This window comes from Pedobacter sp. T50_32 (assembly GCF_057652195.1).
In genome coordinates, this window is record NZ_JBYFBY010000002.1 from 81432 (window position 1) to 104836 (window position 23405).

13 protein-coding genes are annotated in these 23405 nt (G+C 43.8%); 10 read left to right on the forward strand and 3 right to left on the reverse strand.

What is annotated here, in order from left to right:
• Together AC23ME_RS05710 and AC23ME_RS05715 are read right to left on the reverse strand one after the other, a co-directional pair.
• The gene (locus AC23ME_RS05710) at positions 1-4377 is read right to left on the reverse strand and encodes a CusA/CzcA family heavy metal efflux RND transporter (protein ID WP_487726797.1); all 4377 of its coding nucleotides are present in this window, start codon (positions 4375-4377) and stop codon (positions 1-3) included.
• A gap of 54 nt (positions 4378-4431) precedes the next feature.
• Complete coding sequence (locus AC23ME_RS05715; protein ID WP_487726798.1) at positions 4432-4764, reverse strand: DUF6660 family protein; 333 nt, start codon at positions 4762-4764, stop codon at positions 4432-4434.
• 476 nt (positions 4765-5240) lie between these two features.
• Here AC23ME_RS05715 and AC23ME_RS05720 point away from each other — a divergent pair, with 476 nt between their 5' ends.
• Positions 5241-6071: a fatty acid desaturase gene (locus AC23ME_RS05720; protein WP_487726799.1), complete on the forward strand. Its 831-nt coding sequence runs from the start codon at positions 5241-5243 to the stop codon at positions 6069-6071.
• A 156-nt stretch (positions 6072-6227) separates the two neighbouring features.
• Here the strand turns inward: AC23ME_RS05720 and AC23ME_RS05725 are convergent, their stop codons facing one another.
• Positions 6228-7157 (reverse strand): DUF5694 domain-containing protein, encoded by a 930-nt coding sequence (locus AC23ME_RS05725; protein WP_487726800.1) that lies wholly within the window; start codon positions 7155-7157, stop codon positions 6228-6230.
• Positions 7158-7321: 164 nt separating this feature from the next.
• Between AC23ME_RS05725 and AC23ME_RS05730 the strand changes: the two genes are divergently transcribed.
• The 9 genes from AC23ME_RS05730 (at position 7322) to AC23ME_RS05770 (ending at position 23398) form a co-directional block, all read left to right on the forward strand.
• Positions 7322-7879 carry an RNA polymerase sigma factor gene (locus AC23ME_RS05730; RefSeq protein WP_487726801.1) on the forward strand — a complete coding sequence of 186 codons (558 nt, stop codon included), beginning with the start codon at positions 7322-7324 and terminating at the stop codon, positions 7877-7879.
• A gap of 92 nt (positions 7880-7971) precedes the next feature.
• On the forward strand, positions 7972-9018 hold the full coding sequence (locus tag AC23ME_RS05735; RefSeq protein ID WP_487726802.1) for a FecR family protein: 1047 nt from the start codon (positions 7972-7974) through the stop codon (positions 9016-9018).
• A gap of 177 nt (positions 9019-9195) precedes the next feature.
• On the forward strand, positions 9196-12501 hold the full coding sequence (locus AC23ME_RS05740; protein WP_487726803.1) for a SusC/RagA family TonB-linked outer membrane protein: 3306 nt from the start codon (positions 9196-9198) through the stop codon (positions 12499-12501).
• Between the two features lie 17 nt (positions 12502-12518).
• Positions 12519-14114: a SusD/RagB family nutrient-binding outer membrane lipoprotein gene (locus tag AC23ME_RS05745; RefSeq protein ID WP_487726804.1), complete on the forward strand. Its 1596-nt coding sequence runs from the start codon at positions 12519-12521 to the stop codon at positions 14112-14114.
• A gap of 165 nt (positions 14115-14279) precedes the next feature.
• Complete coding sequence (locus AC23ME_RS05750; protein WP_487726805.1) at positions 14280-15923, forward strand: family 20 glycosylhydrolase; 1644 nt, start codon at positions 14280-14282, stop codon at positions 15921-15923.
• Positions 15924-16332: 409 nt separating this feature from the next.
• Positions 16333-17262: a recombinase zinc ribbon domain-containing protein gene (locus tag AC23ME_RS05755; protein WP_487726806.1), complete on the forward strand. Its 930-nt coding sequence runs from the start codon at positions 16333-16335 to the stop codon at positions 17260-17262.
• Between the two features lie 1004 nt (positions 17263-18266).
• Complete coding sequence (locus tag AC23ME_RS05760; protein WP_487726807.1) at positions 18267-18848, forward strand: RNA polymerase sigma factor; 582 nt, start codon at positions 18267-18269, stop codon at positions 18846-18848.
• Positions 18849-18979: 131 nt separating this feature from the next.
• The gene (locus AC23ME_RS05765) at positions 18980-19978 is read left to right on the forward strand and encodes a FecR family protein (RefSeq protein ID WP_487726808.1); all 999 of its coding nucleotides are present in this window, start codon (positions 18980-18982) and stop codon (positions 19976-19978) included.
• A gap of 138 nt (positions 19979-20116) precedes the next feature.
• A complete protein-coding gene (locus AC23ME_RS05770; RefSeq protein ID WP_487726809.1) occupies positions 20117-23398 on the forward strand; it encodes a TonB-dependent receptor in 3282 nt (1093 codons plus the stop codon).
• Positions 23399-23405 lie beyond the last annotated feature (7 nt).

The window sequence follows — 23405 nt, forward strand, 5'->3', positions numbered from 1 at the left end:
TTATTTATTGTTGTAGTAATTAAATTGGATAGCTGACTGATTGTATTGGTTCAAGACATCTAAGTAACTTTGTCTAATACCAATGGCTTGGCTTAAAAACTGTCCTAGTTCCGCAAAGCTGATTTCACCAGATTTGTAGCTCAAGGTAGCAGCAGCCATAATCTGCTCCGCTTGTTTCAATCCAGCAGTTTCATAAAAATCTAGTAACGATTGATTTTTCTCTACATCTGCAATGGCAGAATTTCTTTGTGTTTGCAACTGCTGCATCTGATAGGCAAGCGTTTTTTCTTGCACTTCTCTTTCTGCAGTTGCCACTTTTACCTTGTTACGATAAGTACCACCACCAAACAACGGAATAGCTGCCGTAACCGAAAAACCCGTAAATGGATCGTTTGCACCCCATAATCGTTGCGAAAAGAACCTGCCCGAAAACTCCGGTCTATTGGTATTCTTTTGTACAGCAATGTTTGATGATGAAATATTCACATTCTGTTCTTGCAGTGCCAAAACAGGATGACCTCCATTAACATCATTAGTTGCAGCGCTTACTTTTACTAACGACGAAGCCAAAGGCAACAACCATTCGTTTTGGTTCAATAACATCATCAGCTGTTGCTGTTGAATACTCATTTCCTTATTGTTCTGCATCATGAAAGCTTGTAATTCTTTCATTTTGGCTTCCGCTGCAATTTTATCCAAGTTCGCTACATCACCTGTTTTAACTCGTAGTTCGGTAGTTTTAAACAACATCGTGTAAATGCTATCCAAACGTTTATAAAGTAATTGCTTGTCTTGCAAATACCATAGCTGATAATAAGCAGTTTTCACATCTCTTTTTATCGTAGCATTAAGCAAGTCGGTATTTAACTCTGCATATTTTAGCTGTGCATTCAAGTAATTCTTCCGAGCAGCATACAAACCTGGCCAAGCGATAGCCTGCGAAACACCAATCTTTAAAATCCCTACTTTATCAGACGGGCGATAATCTTCATTTTCCGCAAATATGCCAGTTTTGGGTATTTCAAAAGCTGTTTTGGAATTCAATTTGGCGCTATTCACTTCAGCTTGGTTTATATCCAATTGTTGGTTACTTTTCAATGCAGTTTCAATGGCATTTTCTACCGAAATACGTTGTTGTGCAGTAGCAGAAGAAAATCCGAAAAGCAAAAAGACTACTATTGCAACAACGGTTTTGCGTCCAAACTTCCCTTTCAATTTAATCGCTCCATCAAAAATGATGTAGAGTAAAGGCAGCACAAATAGTGTAAGAAAAGTTACTGTAATCAATCCGCCAATTACTACTGTAGCCAACGGTCTTTGTACTTCCGCACCTGCGCTGGTGCTAATCGCCATTGGCAAAAAGCCTAAAGATGCTACCGTAGCGGTCATTAAAACGGGACGTAAACGGGTAACTGCACCTTCTTTTACCCTTTTTAAAATATCATTCATACCTTCTTTTTTCAATTGATTAAATGTGCCAATGAGCACGATACCGTTGAGAACGGCAACCCCGAAAAGCGCAATAAAGCCAATGCCAGCACTGATACTGAATGGCATACCACGCAACATCAATGCGAACACACCTCCAATGGCACTCATTGGTATCGCCGTAAAAATTAAAATAGCTTGTTTAAACGAGCGGAAAGTAAAATACAGTAAGCCAAAAATCAATAACAGTGAAACTGGAACTGCGATCATCAAACGGGAACTTGCTTTTTGCAGGTTTTCAAATTGTCCACCGTAGGTGAAATAATAACCAGATGGCAGCTTGATTTTCTCCTTCAATTGTTCTTGAATATCTGTAACTACACTTTGTATATCTCGTCCAGCAACGTTGAACCCCACAACAATACGTCGCTTTCCAGCTTCTCTACTAATTTGCGCTGGTCCTAATTTGTAAGCAACCGAAGCTACTTGCGACAATGGAATTTGAAGCCCTTTGTCAGTTGGGATCATCAAATTACTTACATCATCGATACTACTTCTGTGCGTGCTATCTAAACGTACCACCAAATCAAAACGTCGTTCGTTCTCGTATACTTTTCCGGCACTTTTACCCGCAAAAGCGGTACTCACTACCTCATTTACATCTTGTATGGTTAAGCCGTAATTAGCAATACGAGATCTGTCATACTCAATATTAATTTGTGGAAGTCCACTTACACGCTCTACTTGCGGAGCGGTTGCACCTTCCACATTTTGTATCACCTCACTTACTTCTTCGGCATAATTAGCCAAGGTATCGATGTTCTCTCCGAAAATTTTTACTGCAACATCTTGTCGAATACCGGTCATTAGCTCATTGAAACGCATTTGTATGGGTTGGTTTTTCTCGAAGAAGACTCCCGGAATTACTTCTAACTTTTCAATCATCGCATCTGCCAGTTCCTCATAACTTCTCTTGGTTTTCCAATCCTCTTTAGGTTTAAGCACTATCATTAAATCTGTAGCTTCTGGAGGCATTGGATCGGTAGGAACTTCGGCCGCACCAGTTTTCCCAACTACCATTTTCACTTCATCAAACTGCTTGATCAGTCTTGAAGCCTGCATAGAAGTCTCAATACTTTGGTTCAAAGAACTTCCCTGTGGAAGGATACAATGGAAAGCAAAATCACCTTCCTGCAGTTGCGGGATAAACTCACCACCCATCCTACTGAAAAAGAAAATAGAAACAGAGAACAATAACACCGTTGCAGCAACCACATAATATTTGATTTTGATTACTTTTTCTAGCAATGGCTGATAAATTCCCTGCAATTTTGCCATCATCTTATCGCTAAAATTCTTTTTCAGCATCGGTTTTTTAGAAAGGAAAAGCGCACACATCATCGGGATATAAGTCATTGATAGAATGAGTGCTCCGAAAATGGCAAAACCTACTGTTTGCGCCATTGGGCCAAACATCTTTCCTTCTACACCAACCAGCGTTAAAATTGGGATGTACACAATCAAAATGATGATTTCGCCAAAGGCAGCACTGGTACGAATTTTTGAAGCTGATGCAAAAACCTCTTCGTCCATCTCGACCTGCGATAACTTATTCATCGATTTTCGTAAGCCCAAATGGTGCATCGTTGCTTCTACTACAATCACCGCTCCGTCTACAATTAAACCGAAATCGATAGCGCCCAAACTCATCAAATTGGCACTTACACCAAAAACATTCATCATGCCCAAGGCAAAAAGTAAGGCTAATGGAATAGCTGAGGCAACAATCAGTCCTGCACGAAGATTCCCAAGGAAAATGACCAAAACGAAAATCACGATCAGCGCTCCTTCAATCAAGTTTTTTTCTACGGTGGCAATTGCTCTCCCTACCAAATCGGTACGATCTAGATAAGGCTCAATAATTACATCGTCGGGCAGCGAAGCTTGTATGGTTGGCATTTTTGCTTTGATGCGTTTCACCACTTCATTACTGTTTTCGCCTTTTAACATTAGCACCACACCACCTACCGCATCAACCTCACCATTATAGGTTAAAGCTCCGTATCTCACTGCACTACCAAACCTTACCTCGGCTACATCATTGATATAAATAGGTACTGCTCCAGAGTTTTTAACTACAATTTTCTTGATATCTTCTAAAGAACTCACCAAGCCAATCCCTCTTATAAAGTAGGCATTCGGTTTTTTGTCGATATAAGCTCCGCCTGTATTTTCGTTGTTCTTTTCTAAAGCCGTAAATATTTCTGGAATACTTACCCCCATTGCCCTCAACCTATCCGGATTTACAGCCACTTCATACTGTTTTAACTGTCCACCAAAGCTGTTTACTTCGGCAATTCCGGGAGTGCCGTACAATTGTCTAGCAACAATCCAATCTTGCATACTGCGCAAATCTTTGGCATTGTATTTATTTTCACTGCCTTTTTTAGGGTGGATGATATACTGGTAGACCTCTCCCAAACCTGTACTTACAGGGGCCATTTCTGGCGTGCCTACACCTTGCGGAATTTTATCAATGGCTTCTTTCAAGCGCTCATTGATCAGTTGACGGGCAAAATAGATGTCAACCTTTTCATGGAACACCACCGTAATTACCGAAAGACCGAAACGGGAAATACTACGTATCTCTTCAATTTTAGGCACATTGGCAATGCTTTGCTCTATTGGAAAGGTCACTAGCTGCTCTACCTCCTGCCCTGCCAATGTTGGGCAGCTGGTAAATATTTGCACCTGATTATTTGTGATGTCGGGTACGGCATCTATGGGTAACTTGGTTGCACTCCAAGCACCCCAAATGATAAGAACCAAGGTCATTAAACCAATGAATAGCTTGTTCTTAATGCTGAAATAAATGATTTTATCTAACATTTTTTCATGGATGATTAACAATAAAATATTAATGATGATTTGCTGGCAGGAAATAGCCATAGCAAAGAGCGCTTAATGAGACTATTAAACACACATCATCGAAAAAATTAAAAGTTAACCATTAAGCTTCGGCGGCTGCCAAATGCTTCCATAGTAGTTAGAAACGAAACGTTGATTGGTAAAAAGATACTTTTTTTCTAAAAAGGTAACTCTTGGTTCCTCATCCCTTTTAGCTAGAAATTTAGTGTCGATTGTGGTATGACAACAACTGCAATTACAAAAAGGACTACAATTATCGTTTGCATCGGCACCGTGACTATGTTCAGTAGCCGATTTAACTTTAGATTGCAGATTTTGCTCAGGCTTGCATTCATTATAGGCATCACTGCACGGAAGCATCATCATGCCCATGAGATAGAATACCAATAAGAAAGCCTTAAATTTCATTGTTAGCAAAGCTAAACATTATTTTAAGAACACAAATATTTTTTAGGCTCTCGACCGCTAGCAAATGACCAAAATTTATTGCTATTACCGTTCCTTTGACGGAGAAATTTTAGAGAAAATAGTGTTATACGGATACAAATATCTCCTCCTTACATTTAACAGTCAACAAGGAAAAGATTAATCTGCTATCGATAAATTCATTATTACTAATAAAAAAACATAACTTACAACTGAATTCGTTAAGAATACAACCAACAACAAACTAGAACAAACGAAAAATGCACTTCTTTGAAAAGGTTCTGCAGCCGCCTGCCTATGGGTGGAAGGACCAAAACGGCCAGTTAATTAAGCCTACCCACGCTCAAATCATAAAAGAATTCTTTAGCAGACTAAATGTTTTTAAGGATAAGAAAAATTGGCTTCCATTATTTAGCTGGCTTAAAATTTTATGTTTAATCCCATTCTTCTTTATCTTTTTGATCTATTATTTAGAATGGTGGACAGTTTTGGCTGCATTTGTTTATAGTATGATTATTATGGGCACACACGGTACAATTTGGCACCACCGATATTGTACCCATGGTGCTTATACTTTCAGAAATAAATTCTGGCGTTTTTTCACGCAAAACCTAACCATAAACGTTATTCCAGAAGAAATTTATGTGGTTTCTCACCACGTTCACCATTCTTTATCAGATAAGCCAGGGGATCCATACAATGCGCAAGCGGGTTTCCTATACTGTTTTTTAGCTGATGTAAATCATCAGCCCATAGCAAAAGATTTAAGTGAAGCTGAATTTAGCCGTGTGCAACAATTGATGCAACATACTGGCGTAAAATCAAATTCGTATGCCGAATACTTAAAATGGGGCTCTTATGTTAGTCCGAAAGGAGCTATTCTATCTTGGCTCTTGAACTGGGCATTTTGGTACACCACCTTTTATCTGCTTGGTGGCCATGCCTTAGCTTGTACACTATTCGGAGCTGCGGGCTTTTGGGGCGTAGGTGTACGGACTTTTAATTATGAAGGCCATGGAAAAGGCGACGACAAAAAGAAAGCAGGAACAGATTATAATTTAAAGGACAATTCTATCAACCAATTATGGCCAGGCTTTGTTGCTGGCGAATGGCACAACAATCATCATTTATATCCTAAAAGTGCCAGGAGCGGATTTAAGCCCCATCAAATAGATCTAGCTTGGTATTATATTAAAATGATGCATACCTTAGGTGCGGTAAAACAGTATAAGGATTTTAAGAAGCAGTTTTACAAACAGCATTATAAACCACAAAATGTAAATCAATGATTGGTTTATAAAAAAGCTATTTGCCTTGATGTAGAAAACTAAAATACTAACGATTTGATTTTACTAAATTGGATGTTGGTTATCTGAAACTCAGCAAATTTCTCTTTGGAAAGATATTAAAGATTATTCGAATATCTTTTCAACAAAAAAAATTGCCTATTTCAAAATTTTATCTACCGAAATCAAGGTTGCCCTGTTATCTAATTCAATCAACTGGGCAATAATGGCTGCGTGTCCGGCGCCTACCAATACCATCACCCACTCATCGCTATCAACAAGAGCCTTCTGGACAAATGAATACATCAATAGGTTTCTACGATACCATTCACTTACTAAACGACTGCCCTGAAAATCATTATACCGCCCGGCCCTGTTAAACAGGCTAATGTAAGCGCTGTAATCATCTCTACGTGCATCTGGTGTATTCTTCAAAATCAGTAATTCCTTTAATGTATGCTTTTTTCGATCGGCAACTTCTTTTTTTGATATTGCAGCTATCTTTTCCTGTATTTCAGCTGCCAGTTCTGTCTGGTCAGCTTCCTTAATTGCAGCCATTACCTGCGCAAATGGAAACTCGGTTTTGATATCGATGCCGTAAACCTGACTGTGCCCACTTTTTTTTGCAGATCTAAATGCCAATTGGAAAATTTCACTGTTTCTATAGAATTTCTGATTAGGATAACGCTCCTTTACAACATCAAAATATCTGTCGGCCAGATACAGCGTGTAAAGACTATCCAACTGCGACTGTTTATCAAAATCCCACTCCACAAAAATCTTGGTGGGCTTAAATGCTGCAATTTGGGCACTTATGCTTTCCAACTCTAACTGAATAGCATCGATATCTAAGGCTTTAGTCTTCACTAGATCCAGGTTCGGACTATCGAAGTGAAAAGTTCCCAACAGCAGTATCTCTGTTTTTTTCTGTGCTTTTACATTAGTAGTCAGTAAAAGCATGATAATGAAACAAATAGATCTTGCGCTATACATGAAATTCTGTTTTAAATTATTGATGGATGACCCTATCAAACCATCAGACGAAGATTGTCGAAAAAAGGTTGCACCCTTTGCGAATTTTAAGATCATGACAAAACAGTTTTGCAGGTATGTATATGGGTACAGCACAACCAGCGAGAAAATATGAATCGTGAGGAACTCCTAACCAAATACCTATGATGGAACCAGGGCACGAGAAGATAACTTAATTTTTTTATTCGAGCTAAATCTCTATACTTGTCCCAACTAACCAAATGGACAACCAACTGACCTATAGCCTGCTCTGGGAACGGATCCGTAGCGGAGACCGCGACGCCTTCTTTGACCTGTACAAGGCCCTTTATTACCGTATGGTCAATTTTGGCATCCGCGTATGCGGCAATACAGAGCTCTCCGGCCAGGCCACGGACCATGTCTTTACCACCATTTGGGAAAAACGCGAAAACCTGGCCAGGGTGGAAAACGTAGAAGCCTACCTGCGCACCTTCCTCAAACGCAGACTGCTGCGCCTGCTGGAAAGGGAAAAGAAAATACACGATGCCCTGTTCAAGGCCGGCGACGAGGGCCAATGGATGGAAATGAGCTATGAAGAGTTTATCGTAAAGGTACAACGCGACGAGATCGTACGTTACCAGCTCAAAAAGGCACTCGAAAAGCTGACCTTCCGCCAAAAACAATTGATCCACCTGAAGTTTTTTGAAGGTCTGAGCTATGAGCAGATCAGCGAACAGACCAACCAATCCATCAAGACCGCCTACAACACTATCTACGATGCACTGAAGTTCCTCCGCAAAGAACTTAACAGCTTCTAGGGACACGCCAGGGCCAATATTAAAAAAAAGTTAAAAAATCTTTAGGAAAAAAAACATTTCCAGGGCACTGTTATTAAAATGCCCCAGCAGAAATGACAGACAGAAGTAAATTCGAGGCCGAAGATTTTTTGATCGACACTACCTTCCAGCACTATTGTGCCGGTACCGATCAACTTTCGGTCGACTATTGGGAAAAATACATCTCCCAACATCCCCAGCAGCAGCAGGTGATCCAGCAGGCGGAAAACCTGTACAGGATGCTCAGCGGCAACAAGGCCAAGCTGCATCAGGCCGTGAGCAACTACCAACAGTCTCTCCACCAGCAGAAACCTCATAAAAGGCTGGCCCTATGGTGGTCGGCGGCAGCCAGTATATTGCTGATCATCGGGGCGGCATTCTATTTTGGCGACGCCGGCCAGACCGTACAACCCATCAACTACAGCTACACCACCACAGCGGGCCAAAAGAAAGAAATTATCCTGCCCGATGGTTCAAAAGTACTATTGAACGCCAAAAGTTCCATCAAACTAGACCAGGGCTTCAATAAAACCAACCGTAAACTGGTACTGGAGGGAGAAGCCTTTTTCGATGTGAAGCATGACAAGGCCAAAGCCTTCAAGGTCTTTACCACCGATTTCCACATCAACGTACTGGGTACAGCCTTTAACGTCAAGGCATATCCGGATGAGGCGACATCGGAAGCGACCCTGATCCGTGGACTGATCACCATGCAGACCACTGGCGACATGGGCGTGATCACGCTCAAGCCAAGCCAGAAGGTCACCTTCTACAAGCACAGTACCCCTGAAAAAACACAGGGCACCGCCAGACGCAAGATCAATGCAAACCGACCAGAAATCACCATCAACCACTACCAGCTGACCAAGGACAATGTGGTTTTGGAAACCGCATGGACACAAAATAAACTCGAAATATATGACCAGGATTTCGAGCAGCTCAGACCCGTCCTTGAAAAATGGTACAATGTCAAGATCAGCTTTACCGACCCAGAGGTACAGAAATACCGCTTCACGGCAACTTTTAGCAACGAGAGCATCACCCAGGTACTGGAAGCATTGAAACAAGTAGAAAACTTTAAATATGAAATAAGGGAAAATCAGATCAGCATATCGAAATAGCGAAGAAAAGGACGGTGTTGGAGCACCGCCCTTCCATTTTCTTTTTGATGTATTTAAGGCAGTGTTCGCTAAAACACCTGCTGCCATAAACCGTAACCAAAACACAAAAATATGATAATTTATTACTTACCGCAAGAGCGTTACCACTTTAGGGCGCTCCTCAAATTCATGTTGTTAATGAAGCTTGCATTCCTAGTGGTCTTTATCACCTGCCTCAATGTATCTGCCTCGGTCTTCTCCCAGGAAAAGATCTCGCTCGACGTGAAGAACACCAAGCTGTCGAAGGTCCTGAAGATCATCGAGGAAAAGAGCAAATACCGCTTCGTCTACAGCCCAAGCTATGTACCGGTGAACAAGGATGTGAGCATCAAGGTGGAAAACACCCCGGTAACTGCCATCCTCAAAGAAATACTGGAACATACCAAACTGAACTACTCCGTCTCAGATCGCGGCCTGATCGTGATCAGCAGGATTAAAGATACTCCCATCAAGGGAAAGGTCAGGGATTCCAAGGGCATTCCCCTGCCCGGAACATCCATCAGGATCAAAGGGACCAATAAGGGAACCATCGCCGACATCAACGGAAATTTCAGCATAGAGGTTCCCGAGAGCGGCATATTGGTCTTTTCCTATTCCGGTTTCACCAGCCAGGAAGTTACCATAGCGGGAAGATCCAATTTCGAGATCACCTTAGCTGAAGACTTGCAACAATTGGGCGAAGTAGTCGTGGTGGCCCTGGGTATCAAAAAGGAACGTAGGGCCTTAGGATATGCAGTAAGCGAAGTAAAGGGAGAAGAAATCACCAAAGCCAGGGAGAACAACCTGATGAACTCATTGGCGGGAAAAGTACCAGGGCTGGATATCAGTTCTACCGCTGGCGGAGCAGGTGCGGCAACAAGCGTCACTATCAGGGGCGTGTCCAGCTTAAGCCAGAGCAACCAGCCTTTATATGTCATCAATGGTGTACCTATGGAAAACCAGCCCGTTGGCCTGCATAATGCCAATCCAAATGGCAACAGGGGCAGCCAGTGGGACAATGCCCCGGACCTGGGCGATGCCATTGGTAACCTGAACCCAGACGATATCGAAAGCATTTCGGTATTAAAAGGTGCGGCAGCTTCTGCCCTGTATGGCTATCGAGCCAAGGGAGGTGTCATTTTGATCACCACCAAAAGTGCCAAAGGCAATGGCATAGAATTTAACACCAATTACGTCGCCGAACAAGTGGTAGACCGGACCGACTGGCAACAAGTGTATGGCCAGGGCGCCAATGGCCTGAAACCCACCACTGCCCTAGCCGCTGGACAAGCCGGAGGTTCGAGCTACGGCGCCGCACTGGATGGCAGCAACGTCATACAGTTCGACGGCATCAGCAGACCTTACACGGCACATCGAAATAACATCGAAGATTTTTACACCACCGGGGGCACCTGGACCAACACCCTAGCCCTGAACAAAACTTTTGAAGGCGGAAGCCTAAGGGTCTCAGGTAATACGGTCAGCAACAATTCCATTGTGCCCAACTCTGGCCTGGACAGACAATCCATCAATGTTGCCGGTGTTTTTGCCCCTATCAAACGTTTGACGATAGACACCCGTCTGAACTATATCCTGGAACAGGTCAAGAACAGACCAATGGTATCTGACGGCGCCGGAAATGCCAATTACAATGCCATCTTCCTGCCTACCAGCATCAATATCAACGACCTGAAACCTTGGCGAAATTCCAACAACAGCGAAAGGCTGTACAATCCGGGCAACGTTTATGCCACCAACCCATGGTTTGCCGCCTACGAATTTATGAACAATACCAAGCGTAACCGTATCATCGGGTCGATCAATGCCAGGTACACCTTCGATAATGGTTTGTTTTTACAAGCTAGAGGTGGACAGGACAGCTACAACGACAGCTATAAGAACGTGGTGCCCTCGGGAACGGGCTATTACGCCAATGGTAAGATCGCCGAACAATCGACCAAGTTTTCCGATATCAACGCCGACATCCTGTTGGGCAAAACCTTTAACATCGGCAGCGATTACGCTATCACCCCAAATTTAGGTGCCAGTTATCGTAAAACAGATCAGTACCAGACGACCAATAATGGAACAGACTTTGCCGTTTTCGGGGTCTACAATATCCTTAATGCCAAGAATAAATCGGTTGGATATGCGGAAAGCCATGTAGAAACGCAATCTATTTACGGCACATTAGAGTTCAGTTATAAAGATCTATTCTATCTGACTGGAAGTGCCCGTTCAGATTGGTTCAGTACTTTGGCTACACCTGGCAAAGACAATAAACTTTATATCATCTATCCTTCGGTAAACGGTTCATTCGTATTTTCCGAACTGTGGAAACCTTCCTTTTTGAGTTTCGGTAAATTAAGGGCCGGGTATGCCATGGTGGGTCAGGCAACTTCGGCCTACCAAACTGCGCTCAATTATAATTTTATGAGCCAGAGCTTAAATGGCAACCCACTTGGGGTCATCTCGAACGTTAATATCCCCAATCCGTCCCTAAGGGCCTCACAGGCTACCGAACTTGAATTTGGTACGGAAATGCGTTTCTTTAACAGTCGACTAAACTTAGACCTTACGTGGTATAAAAAACGTTCAAAGGACGAGATCTCCTTCGTCACTACCTCAAGCACCACCGGTTACAACGCAGCAACATTAAATGCTGGTCAGATCCAGAACAAAGGTGTAGAAATGTTGATTTCTGGCCAACCGATCAAAAATCGGGATTTTAGTTGGACCACTTCATTGAACGCAAACTATAACGACAACAAGGTATTGTCATTAGCCGAGGGCGTAGAAAGTCAGTTGTTGGCCACTTCACGTGCAGGCGTCGGTTTCCTTCAGAACATTCCGGGCAAAGCGGCCTCGCAGATCATGGCCTACGATTATAAATATGATCCAAGCGGAAATATCGTGCAGACTGCAAATGGTCCAGAACGCGGAAACCTAAAGGCCTATGGTTCTGCCTTCAACAAATGGTTTGCCGGCTGGAACAACGAATTCAACTACAAGGGTGTAAATCTCTCGGTATTGGTAGACGGTAAATGGGGCGGCAAACTGTTCTCGGCCACCAACTACTACGGCTACGTTTTTGGCCTGCACAAGGAAACCCTGCCCAACCGCCAGACCCTGGACACCCAACCCGTTGCACCGACCAACACCCCGGTAACGGCAGCGGCCTATTACGCCAATGTGGCCAACAATACCTCCTATCGCTTTGTACAGGATGCCAGCTTCATCAAACTTCGACAGATCGTGTTGGGCTATAACTTCCCGGCCAAAATGTTCGGCAACAAAATACAGGGATTAAACGTCAGCCTGGTTGCCCGTAACCTAGCCATCTTAATGAAGAGAACGGATAACATTGATCCCGAATCAAGTTACAACGCTACTTTCCCTGGTCTCGAACTGGGTGGCGTGCCTCCTGTGAGAACCTTCGGCTTCAACCTAAATGTTAAGTTCTAATCCTAAAAATGAAGACAATGAAAACCAACATATTCAAACCATATATCGTAATCGCCTTAGCTACAATATTTTTAGGAGCTGGCTGCACCAAGGATTTCCAGGACATCAATACCGATCCGGTAGCCTACGGACCCAGTACCTTTGACCCCAACTATACCCTGACTACCGCACAGCTCACCTACACTGGTAGTATCGACTTTTCTTACGATACCTGGCGTGGAAACCTCATCTATTGCTCGACCATGATGCAGGGCCTGTCAACTGTAGTGAGCTACTGGTCGGGTGACAAGTATATGCTGAACGAAGGCTATACTTCGGCCTATTGGGGAAATGGCGCCGTTGGGGCCTACATCGAACAGGTCAGGCCCATTGTAGATGTAGTTGAATTTACCAAAGGCCAACAGAAATATAGCAACATCCACCAGATTGCCCGTATCTGGAAAGCGCTAATCTTTGCACGCATCACCGACCTTTATGGTGATGTGCCCTACAGCCAGGCCGGACAGGGCTACTACACCAGTATCTTCAATCCAAAATACGATACCCAACAGGCCATCTACACCGACCTGTTGAAGGAAGTCGAGGAAGCGACCAACGCCCTGAACGCGGCCAACGACAAAGTGACCGGGGACGTGATCTACAATGGGGACATCGAAAAATGGAAACGTTTCGGCAATTCCCTATTGCTCCGTTTCGCCATGAGACTGGTAAAAGCGGACGAAAACACCGCCAAGACCTATGCCACCAAGGTGATCGGCAAGACCATGAGCTCCAATGCCGACGATGCATTTTTGATCCATGACACCAGTGGAGACAGGGTGACACAGAACAGGAACAGCCAGGTCTTGTTGGGAGATGGTGGACAGGAGCACTATTACGTGAAATGGTCCAAAACGATCATCGACCTGATGAAAACTACTGCCGATCCCCGCCTAGGGAAAGTTGCGGTGACCAAACTCTATCTCAACGATGGCACCAAGACCCAAAACACCAGTTTTGACCCCGATCCGGCAGTACAGAAGGGAATGCCCAATGGCAAGGACCTGAGCGCCGTGGCCAGCCAGAACATCAGTTCCGACCCGGCCTATACTACCATCCCCGACTACTCCTCGCCCAGTCCCAACATGTTAAAGCGCAATGGCGTTACCTTTATCTTGACCTACGCCCAAACAGAACTGTTGTTGGCCGAAGCCGCCCAACGTTGGGCCATCGGTGGAACTGCCGCCAGCCATTACAACAATGGCCTCAGGGCAGGTATCACCGGCCTGGCCCCATACGATGCCAGTATGGCCATTCCCGCAAGCGCTGCTGATACCTACCTGTTGGCAAATGCGTTCAATCCCGCAGGCGCCCTACAGCAGATCAATACGCAGTACTGGTTGCAATGTAACCTACAGATGGATTTCTACGAAACTTGGTCCAACTGGAGAAGAACAGGCTTCCCAGCACTTACACCTGTAGCCTACCCTGGAAATGCCACTGGAGGAACTATTCCCCGCCGTTTTCCATACCCAGTAGAAGAAGCGGCTAAAAATGGTGTCAATCATCAAGCAGCTTCGGCAGCCGTTCCTGGTGGTGACAAACTCACTGGAAGAGTTTGGTGGGATAAATAAATTCAGAGATAAATCAGGGTCGATGGAATACAAACCATCGGCCCTTTTTTCAAAGCTACACAACGATACAGAGACCGGCCGCGGTAAGATTAGCCGGCGCCACAGCTGACGTTCGTTTATCCCAGAAACACCGCTAACATACCAGTTCCATTTTAATCGACAAGCATGACCAAACACACGATATTTGCCGGCCTATGCCTATGGCTGCTATCCGGTACCGCCCATGCCCAGAAAAAGGCAGACCAACAACCCAGCCTTACCTGGAATATCCTCAAGCACAACGACAAGCCTACAGCGCAGACATTTTCCGAACTGATCTTGGAAAACCCGTCCAGCACTGCCTTTCCAGCTAGCGGATGGACCATCTACTTCAACGCTGGTGACCCGGCCAATGCCACCGTACAGGACACCTCCCAGCTAAAGATCACCCATATCAACGGAGATTTCTTTGCCCTGTCCCCCGGAAAGCAATTCAGGGGCATCCCCCCAAAGAAGACCTTCAAGCTTGCCATCCGTTCAAGGCCGCTTAAAAACGCAACCGATTACCCCCAAGGCTTTTACATCGTCTACCACAAACAGCCAAATCGCCCCATTCCACTAAAGGTAAAAAATACATCTGCTATTGATGATACGATGCAGGAAAAGGAAATTGCCCATCAAAAATTCGCACAGAACAGATTAGCAGCCCAATTTCAGACCAACGAACCTACGCCGATACTGCCAACACCCATCAGCCTTGAGCGCCGGGACGGAAGCTTCCAGATCGATGCCAACACCCAGATAGGAGCTGACGACAAATTCCAAAAAGAAGCGCAATACCTGGCCTCCGAATTGGGCAAAAACCTCCTATCGTCCCCAAAGCTCTGCAAGACTGCCCAAGAAAACTTCATCCTGTTGAGAGAAAAGGCCATTTCTGCTCCCGAAGGCTATGAATTAGAGGTCAGCCCATCTGGAATTACCATCTACGCCAGCCAACCTGCCGGGATCTTCTATGGCATCCAAACCCTCAAGAGCTTGATCCCCGCCATAGCCTGGAAAGCCAAACAGCAGCAGTTGACCATCCCGGCACTACAGGTCAAGGATGCGCCTCGTTTTGCACACCGTGCCTTTATGATGGACATCGCCAGGAACTTCCAGCCCAAGGCACAGCTCCTAAAAGTACTGGATGTCATGTCTCTCTATAAGGTCAATGTGCTCCACCTGCACTTCAAAGACGATGAAGGCTGGCGCATCGCAATCGACGGCCTGCCCGAACTGACCGAGTTCGGTGGCAAAAGGGGCCATACCCTGACCGAGCAGGACCATCTGATCCCCGCCTACGGCTCGGGCCCCTTCCCCAACAGCCCCTCCGGCAGCGGCCACCTGAGCAAAGCCGATTTCATCGAAATTTTAAGATACGCCACCCAAAGGCATATCAGGATCATTCCCGAATACGAAACCCCCGGACATGCCAGGGCAGCCATCAAAGCGATGGACGTGCGTTACCAACGGCTCCTAAAGGCGGGAAAGCCCGAAGAGGCTAAACAGTTCCTGTTGCGCGACCCGCAGGACCAGTCGACCTACCGCTCGGTGCAGGGCTTTAGGGACAATGTGATCAATCCCGCATTACCATCAGTCTACAATTTTATTGGCAAGCTGATTGAGGAAACCATCAAGATGTACCAGACCGCCGGCGCCCCCCTGCAGACCATCCATTTCGGTGGCGACGAAGTCCCGGAAGGCGTATGGGAAAAGTCCCCAGCAGTACAGGCTCTACTGGAAAGATACAAAAGCATCCAAGGGGTAGACGAGCTCTGGCACTACTTGTAGATTTCGGTAAAAGTAACCACTCTATTCCGTTCCAAACTGACCAGCTCAACTAATGCTCAACCTTTTTTAGCCCACCTTACAAATAATTCAAGGTATCTACTTTCCGTTCTACGGACCTTCCGATAATAAACGTTTCAAAACTGCTTTTGCTACGCAAAAGACATGATTGACCACGATAAATCACAAAATCCTAGGGAAAAACCTAATGACATCCAGACAGGCCACAATCTTTTGATTTCAGAGAGTTTTAAGGCACCGTAAGGCATCAAAACCATGCGGGCAAGCTATCCAATCCAGAACACTATTTTTAACAACCAAAAGCCCTTAAAATCAGTCAAATGGTCACTTTTAAGCGAAATCAGGTGACCATTTTGGAGCGTAACAGGTGGCCACTTTGATGTAAAAAAAGGTGGCCACTTTCAGCATAACACCCACCCTGGGCGAATTGCCCGAGAAATACGTCAAAGCTATCCATTCCCCTATTATATCAGAAACCGAGTTCTGGCAGACGCAGGGAATGCTCGATAAATTCAAGCGCAGAAAGCGGGTACAGCCAGCAGAAGACTTCCCATTAAGGGGCGTGCTGAGATGCTATTGTGGCCAGATGTTGACCGCCGGTTGGTCCAAAGGTGCTGCTAATTATTACCTCTATTACAGATGTATGGGCCATCCAGGGGTCAATATTCCGGGCAAGGTCATCCATGAAAAGTTTGAAGAATTGATGAGGGCCTTAAGTTTCAAAAAACATCATGTCGATTTTATCCTTCAGGCTGCAAAATCAATGCTAACTGAACCTATCAAAATGAAGAACGAAAGACATCAGACAAAAAAAGGGGAACTGCACAAAATCAACGAGAAGATCTATAAGCTTGAAGAGCGATTGGTCAATGAGGAAATTGATACTTCTACTTACCAAACTTGGTTTAAAAAACTACAGCTGGAAAAGAGGATGACGGAAGCTAGTTTGAACAATGAAGACAGGCCAAAAATAAAATCAGATGCGGATATTGTAGAAAAATTGCTTCCCTACCTTAAAAACCTACTTTCCATTTACGAAAAGGCAAATGTGACCCAAAAGCACACCTTTATCAGGGGAATGTTCAAAGATAATCTCGTATGGGGTAATGGTTTATTTCGAACAAACTATATCGATCCAGCACTTAGTGATAACCTGCTGAAAATCAACAAAAAAGGGTTGCTTTTAAATGAGCAACCCTTCCAAAAAACAGAGATAAATCTGATTAGTACCCCTAACGAGAAATACTTTGAACACTTAAAAAGCTTTTTATTGCTTATTGAGCCTATAATAAAAGATTTGGAACAAAAAGGTTTCATATAAAAAGTATATAAACCTTATTTCAAGTTTATTGCAGAACACCATAACGAGATTATGTTAGAACTAAAAAGTTGGCAAATGTGAAAAATTGTACTTTTGGTCTATTTTGAGATATATCTGACCATATATAGAATAAAACATCACTAAGTCATTTCCGTCCCTATGCCTTAATTCAATTCTAGCTGACTTCATATAAGATACTTTGTTAAGTGATCGCTTTTCAAATCTCCCAGTTGTCGGTGTTTTTGGACAAACAGCAACACGTTGACGACATCTCGCCAAAACTTAGCCTTGAATAAATCACTACTTGAGATTATAAATTTGGCGGTACGGGGAGGTAATTTGATTGTTTTTCCCATAATGTTAGAGCTTTGGATAGAAGTCAGCCTTTGCCACCACGCAGCGCCCAGATAGCGTCCCACACTGGAGGATATCCTAAAAGTGGCCACCTTTTTTTGTTCCAAACCTTAAACCGAGAATTTTGCAAATCTTGTGTGTGCCAGGTTGAAAACCTACTTGTGCGCCATTATTAACACCCACCAACTAATGGGGAAAAATCGCGATCATTTATTTGGTCCAAACAGGGAACCATTTTAAAAAGTGGTTCTCCATTTTTTCGCGGTGCGAAGAACTCTGTTGCCTGCACTTTTCAAAAAAATTGTTGAAGTATTCTTCAACCAGCTTATTTTCTTCATCATTAAACAATTCCTTATTGTCCCTGCACCAATCCCTCATCCAAGTCTAGTTCCAAGAAAATAGAAGGATGAATCAATAGTAAGATATACTAGGAGAATTGAACAGTTTGAAACGAAATATAGTGGCAACTTTTTCCTGAATAGACGGTGATAAACCGTCTCAATTACAATATAAATTATTTTAAAATTCTTTTAGCTTATGATTAAAACTTCTAGATCGTCGCACAAACCAAAGTCAATCAAAACAGAGTTGAGCTAACACTAAGTTAATATAGCAAATTTATCTTTGAATAAAATTTTTCAGAAGTAATCATGAATGCATATATAGCACAACGAGTTAAAATCTGGTCTACAGGTGATGACCGTGCTTTTCGTGAAATTTTCGATTACCTCCGACCCCGCCTCCTAGCTGCTACGCTTCGCAATATAGAGAATAGCGAAACTGCAGAGGAGCTGGTAATGAATACACTGCTCAAAGTATGGCAGCTCCGGTCCAAAGTGGAAGATATCGAAGAGCTGGAACGTTATATCTTTGGCATCATGCGCCAACAGATGGCAGGATACCTTAGACAAAAAGTATCCAATACTGTAGCTATTACCGATGTTCCATTGGAGCAATTAGGTGCTACCGTATTACCCGAACTAACTTTCCGAGAAATCGCAGAACGCTACCAAGCTGCACTGGCTAAACTCTCACCTCAGCGCAGGAAAATCTTCCTGATGAGCCGCGAAGAGGAACTCGCAAACAAGGAAATTGCCAAACAGACAAAATTATCTGTACATACTGTGAACAACCATATCAAATCTTCCTTAAAGGTCATCAAAAGTGAATTTCAAGACCATCCAGAAGCGATTACCTTTGTCCTTGCCCTTACTCCAACGTTAATTTCATGAGCCCAGACGCCTCAAGCTGTGTTAAAATTTTGTTAAGCGAATATTAAACTTTCCCCAAGCATAGCCATGCTCCCATAAAGCTGCATTGTTTTTTATAGTAAGAGGTTACAGAAAGCCTCCTACAATCAATAATGAGCAACGTACAAAAACCATCCAAAAAAGCAATGATCATTTTTTTCAGGGGAAAGAGCAAACCCACAGAAAAAACTTTGATCGAACTTTATCTTGCCCTTGATATTGACGAAGCTTTTGTACAACAATGTATGCAGGAAGCTTGGAAAGAAAAATATTGGCAGGTAGAGCCAACTTTACCTTCAGCTATAAAAAATAATGAAGAGGCATGGCAGCAATTCCAGATAAGGTCTACTCCAACCAAACGCAAGTTTATCCTATGGAAATACGCCGCAGTAGCAATACTATTGCTAAGTATCGGTATAAGCTTAACTATCTATCATAAAAACAGCCTCCGTCACGCCAATGAGCTTGCCCAAAATATCCATTTTAAGAGGTATGAAGCCCAACTTGGAAAGCTGACCACTCTACAATTATCTGATAGCAGCACTGTTACGCTATTCCCCGGTTCCAACCTTGATCTTCCGAGTAACTTTAATGATAGTGATAGACAGATAAGGTTAAGTGGCAGAGCCTATTTCCAAGTTTCGCACAACCCCAAAAAACCATTTTATGTAAGCAGTGGAGGACTAAGAACTAAAGTACTCGGCACCAGCTTTGAAGTGAATACAAACGGCAACAATCAGGAACAGAAAGTAATCTTACATACCGGAAAAATTGCAATAGGTTTCGCCAAGAAAATGCTGGCAGTCCTCATTCCAGGTCAACAGTTGACCCTCAGTAAAAATGGAACATACCAAGTTGCCAAAGTTGATACCAAACTATTGACCAGCTGGGCAGAAGAGAAATTGAGCTATAACCAAATTCCACTTAAAGATATCTGTGCAGAATTAGATCAATGGTATGATGTAAAAATCATGATCAAAAACAATTCAATTTGCAACAAGAGACTGACCGCAAGTTTTACCAGAAAACCACTGAACACCGTATTGGACATCTTGGCCATCACCGGAGATTTTCAATATGAGATGAAAGGAAAATCGATCACTATTTATTAAGAAAGGAGGAATACAGAAAAGCGATAAAAAGAAAAAGCTGTCCATTAATAACGGACAGCCTAGCAATTACCTGATTGAGCCCAGGTAAATGCCATAGTACCAAACAGGACACAAACCCATTTAATAACCAACGCAAACATGCAAAAATTTTTATTAATTCTTTTCCTGATACCTGCACTATTCGCTAAAACCATGGCGATACAGGTGTTGGACAAGAAAATCAACCTGTCTGACCGAAATACTACAGGGTTGGGACTGATTACCAGTATCAAATCACAAACAGGTGCCGAAATCACCTACGATGAAGTAGTGAACAAATTACTTTCACAACAAATTACTATACGTAATGCCTCACCTATGGTGAGAGAAGCATTAAATTGGCTGAAGACAGATTTCAATATCGGTTATAAAAGTAGAGACAACTATATCATTCTAACCTTATTGCCAAACCCCCAACGACCCGGCCGTATTTCAGGAAAAATCCTTGATGATCGAGGAGAACCCCTGCCTGCAGCGGGCATCAAGATCATAGAAACTGGCGCTACGGTTCAAAGTGGAATCGATGGTACCTACACTATCACTATTAAGCCTGGATCCTATACGCTAGAAGCGAGCTACATTTCATTCCAGACCAAGCGCGTTACCGATGTTACCGTAAAGGAAGGGCAAAATACCAATCTTAATATTACGCTAAATGCCTCCACCAGTGCCCTGAAACAGGTAACCGTAACTGGTAGTTACAAAAAGGAAAGTACCGCCGGGCTTTACGTACAACAGAAAAATGCCGCTGGCCTTACCGATGGAATTTCGGCAGAACAGATTGCCCGCACTCCAGATAGGCACGTGGGCGAAACCTTGGCCAGAATTACTGGCGTAAGCACTACCGATGGCAAACGCGTAGTAGTAAGGGGCATTGCTGAGCGTTATAATGTAGCTACTCTTAACGGCAGTACCCTTCCAAGTACAGATGTGCAAGAACGCAATTTTGAGTTTGACCTCATCCCCACCAACATGGTAGATCAGGTTGTAGTTTCAAAATCTGTTACACCTGATATGCCTTATGGTTTTGCGGGTGGTTTGGTGCAGATTACCACTAAGACCATCCCCTCAGAGAATTTCATTTCGTTTAGTACCGGATTAGGGATCAACGACCGTACCATTGGCAAAGATTTTAAAGGTTACGGGAGAGGTAAATACGATTACCTTGGTTTTGATGACGGTACGCGAAACCGATTCCCGGAAGGGCTTAAAGATGTCTTTTCCAACTTTGACCCCAAAAAAACGGATGCCCAAAATAAGATGACCGCAGCAGAAGTTGCAGAGCAGAACAAACGTATCGGAGGTACCGAGCGTTTCGGTGCCCGTACCTTCGTTGCAGCTCCTTCACAGGGCTACCAATTCAGTTTGGGGCGCATCTATTCACTAAACAAGGACAAGATCCGCAAACTCGGATTCATAGGCTCGGTAAGTTACCGAAACAGCCAGCGCAACAACTACATCGCCAACATGCGAAGAGGTGGTTGGAGCATGAGGCCCAGCTTGGCTACGGATACCTCAGACATAAATACCGGTAACCGATACATCTTTAACACCTCCTTTGGCGGCATGTTCAATGCGGGTTTTAACACCGAAAAACATCAATTAAACAGTTTCAACCTCTACAATAGAATTTTCGAGAATGAATTTAACCGTTTGGTAGGTTGGCAAAATGAACGACCTAAAAATGAAAGTCAGCCATATCCAGTCATAGAAGAAGACGAGCGACCAAAGTTTACCGACCTATTGCAGAACAAACTGACGGGAAAACATGTGTTCGGAAGACTAACATTGGACTGGAACGGTTCCAGAACCTATCTTAAACAGGAGGAGAAAGATGCTGTATATGCCAACTTAGGGAATACGGAATATGCCAACTATGCTCCGCTATACCACTACATTCCCGGACAGAACAGCGATCCCAATTGGGGCACGTTATACCGAGGAAAGTTCAGTTATCGTGAGATCAATTTAGAGGGCATGTTCAACACTGCCTACAGTTTTCGTTTAGGCAATACCTCTCATATCTTTAAGACCGGCTACAATTACCTTAACAAACACGTTTGGAATGATTGGTTGGTACTCCCGATTGTAGTATCCGATATACAGGGAAGCAACTCCGCAGAGATTCCCATCCAGGAATGGGGCAACCATATGGGTATGGAAGATCCCACAAGAGATTTTTATTATAAGGTTTCCTCCTTTACGGATGCCGGCTTTGAGGCCAAAAGCGTTAACCACGGCACCTATGCCATGTTCGATAACAAGATCGGATCGAAGTTCAGGTTGGTATGGGGTGCCAGAGCAGAATACTTTAGGCTAGACATCATTAAGAACCCTACTAGCTTGAATACTGATGTCAATGTCAAATTACTGATGGATGAGGAGAAAGCCTGGCGCTTCATGCCATCAGCGAGTGCGACCTATAGCCCTATGTCCAGCTTAAACTTCAGGGCGAGTTATGCGCAATCTACCGTAAGGCCGGGATTGATGGAAAACTCCAGATTTTCACGCTATAATCCCAATTATGGAACCAGGGTACGTAGTAATGGAGTGAGCACCACTCTGATCCACAATTACGATGCAAAGGTAGAATGGTTTCTGGGTGCTGGCGAAATCATCTCGGCAGGTTATTTTTATAAGTACTTTGATAAACCGGCAGAGTTCTATCGTTTGGACAATATGAGTGGCGGTAGTCCCTACATTACCATCGCCAATTCAGATTGGGCCAAGGTTAGGGGCTGGGAATTCGAAGTCCGAAAGCGACTGGATTTCATCCTTTCCAAACCATCCATACTTAGCGATATCTATCTATCGGGGAACCTTACGATCCAGACATCGGAAGTACAGGGCAGGGAAATCAGATATGATCAAACCACTTCACCGGCAACCCCATATTTCTACTACCTTAAATATCCACGACAGCTTTATGGACAGGTACCAATGCTCTATAATATCGGAGCGCAGTACGTTGGCGATAAACTGGGGCTGAACCTGATCTATAACTATATGGACTATAAGACCTTTGTGACCTCTAGTGAGCCCATGCTAGCAGAGTATGAAAGGCCAAGGGGCCAATTGGACCTACAGTTAAGCTATCGATTTATCAAGAAAAGATTGGAGGCCAAATTCAACGTGGGCAATCTAACCGATGCGCCCTTCCGTTTCTTCGTGAACGACGCGACCACTTATGAGCTTAAACCAGGGACAGAAAACTTGTACAATCTCGAGTGGAGTGACCGCTATACATATAAACCAGGCTTTTCAGAAAAATTCGAGAAGGGTTACGCTGATGAAAAGACCGGACAGTTGATTGGCGATCGCGAGACTTTTACCCGTTACATCGGCCGTACTTACAGCCTGTCATTAAGTTATAAATTTTAAAAAACAG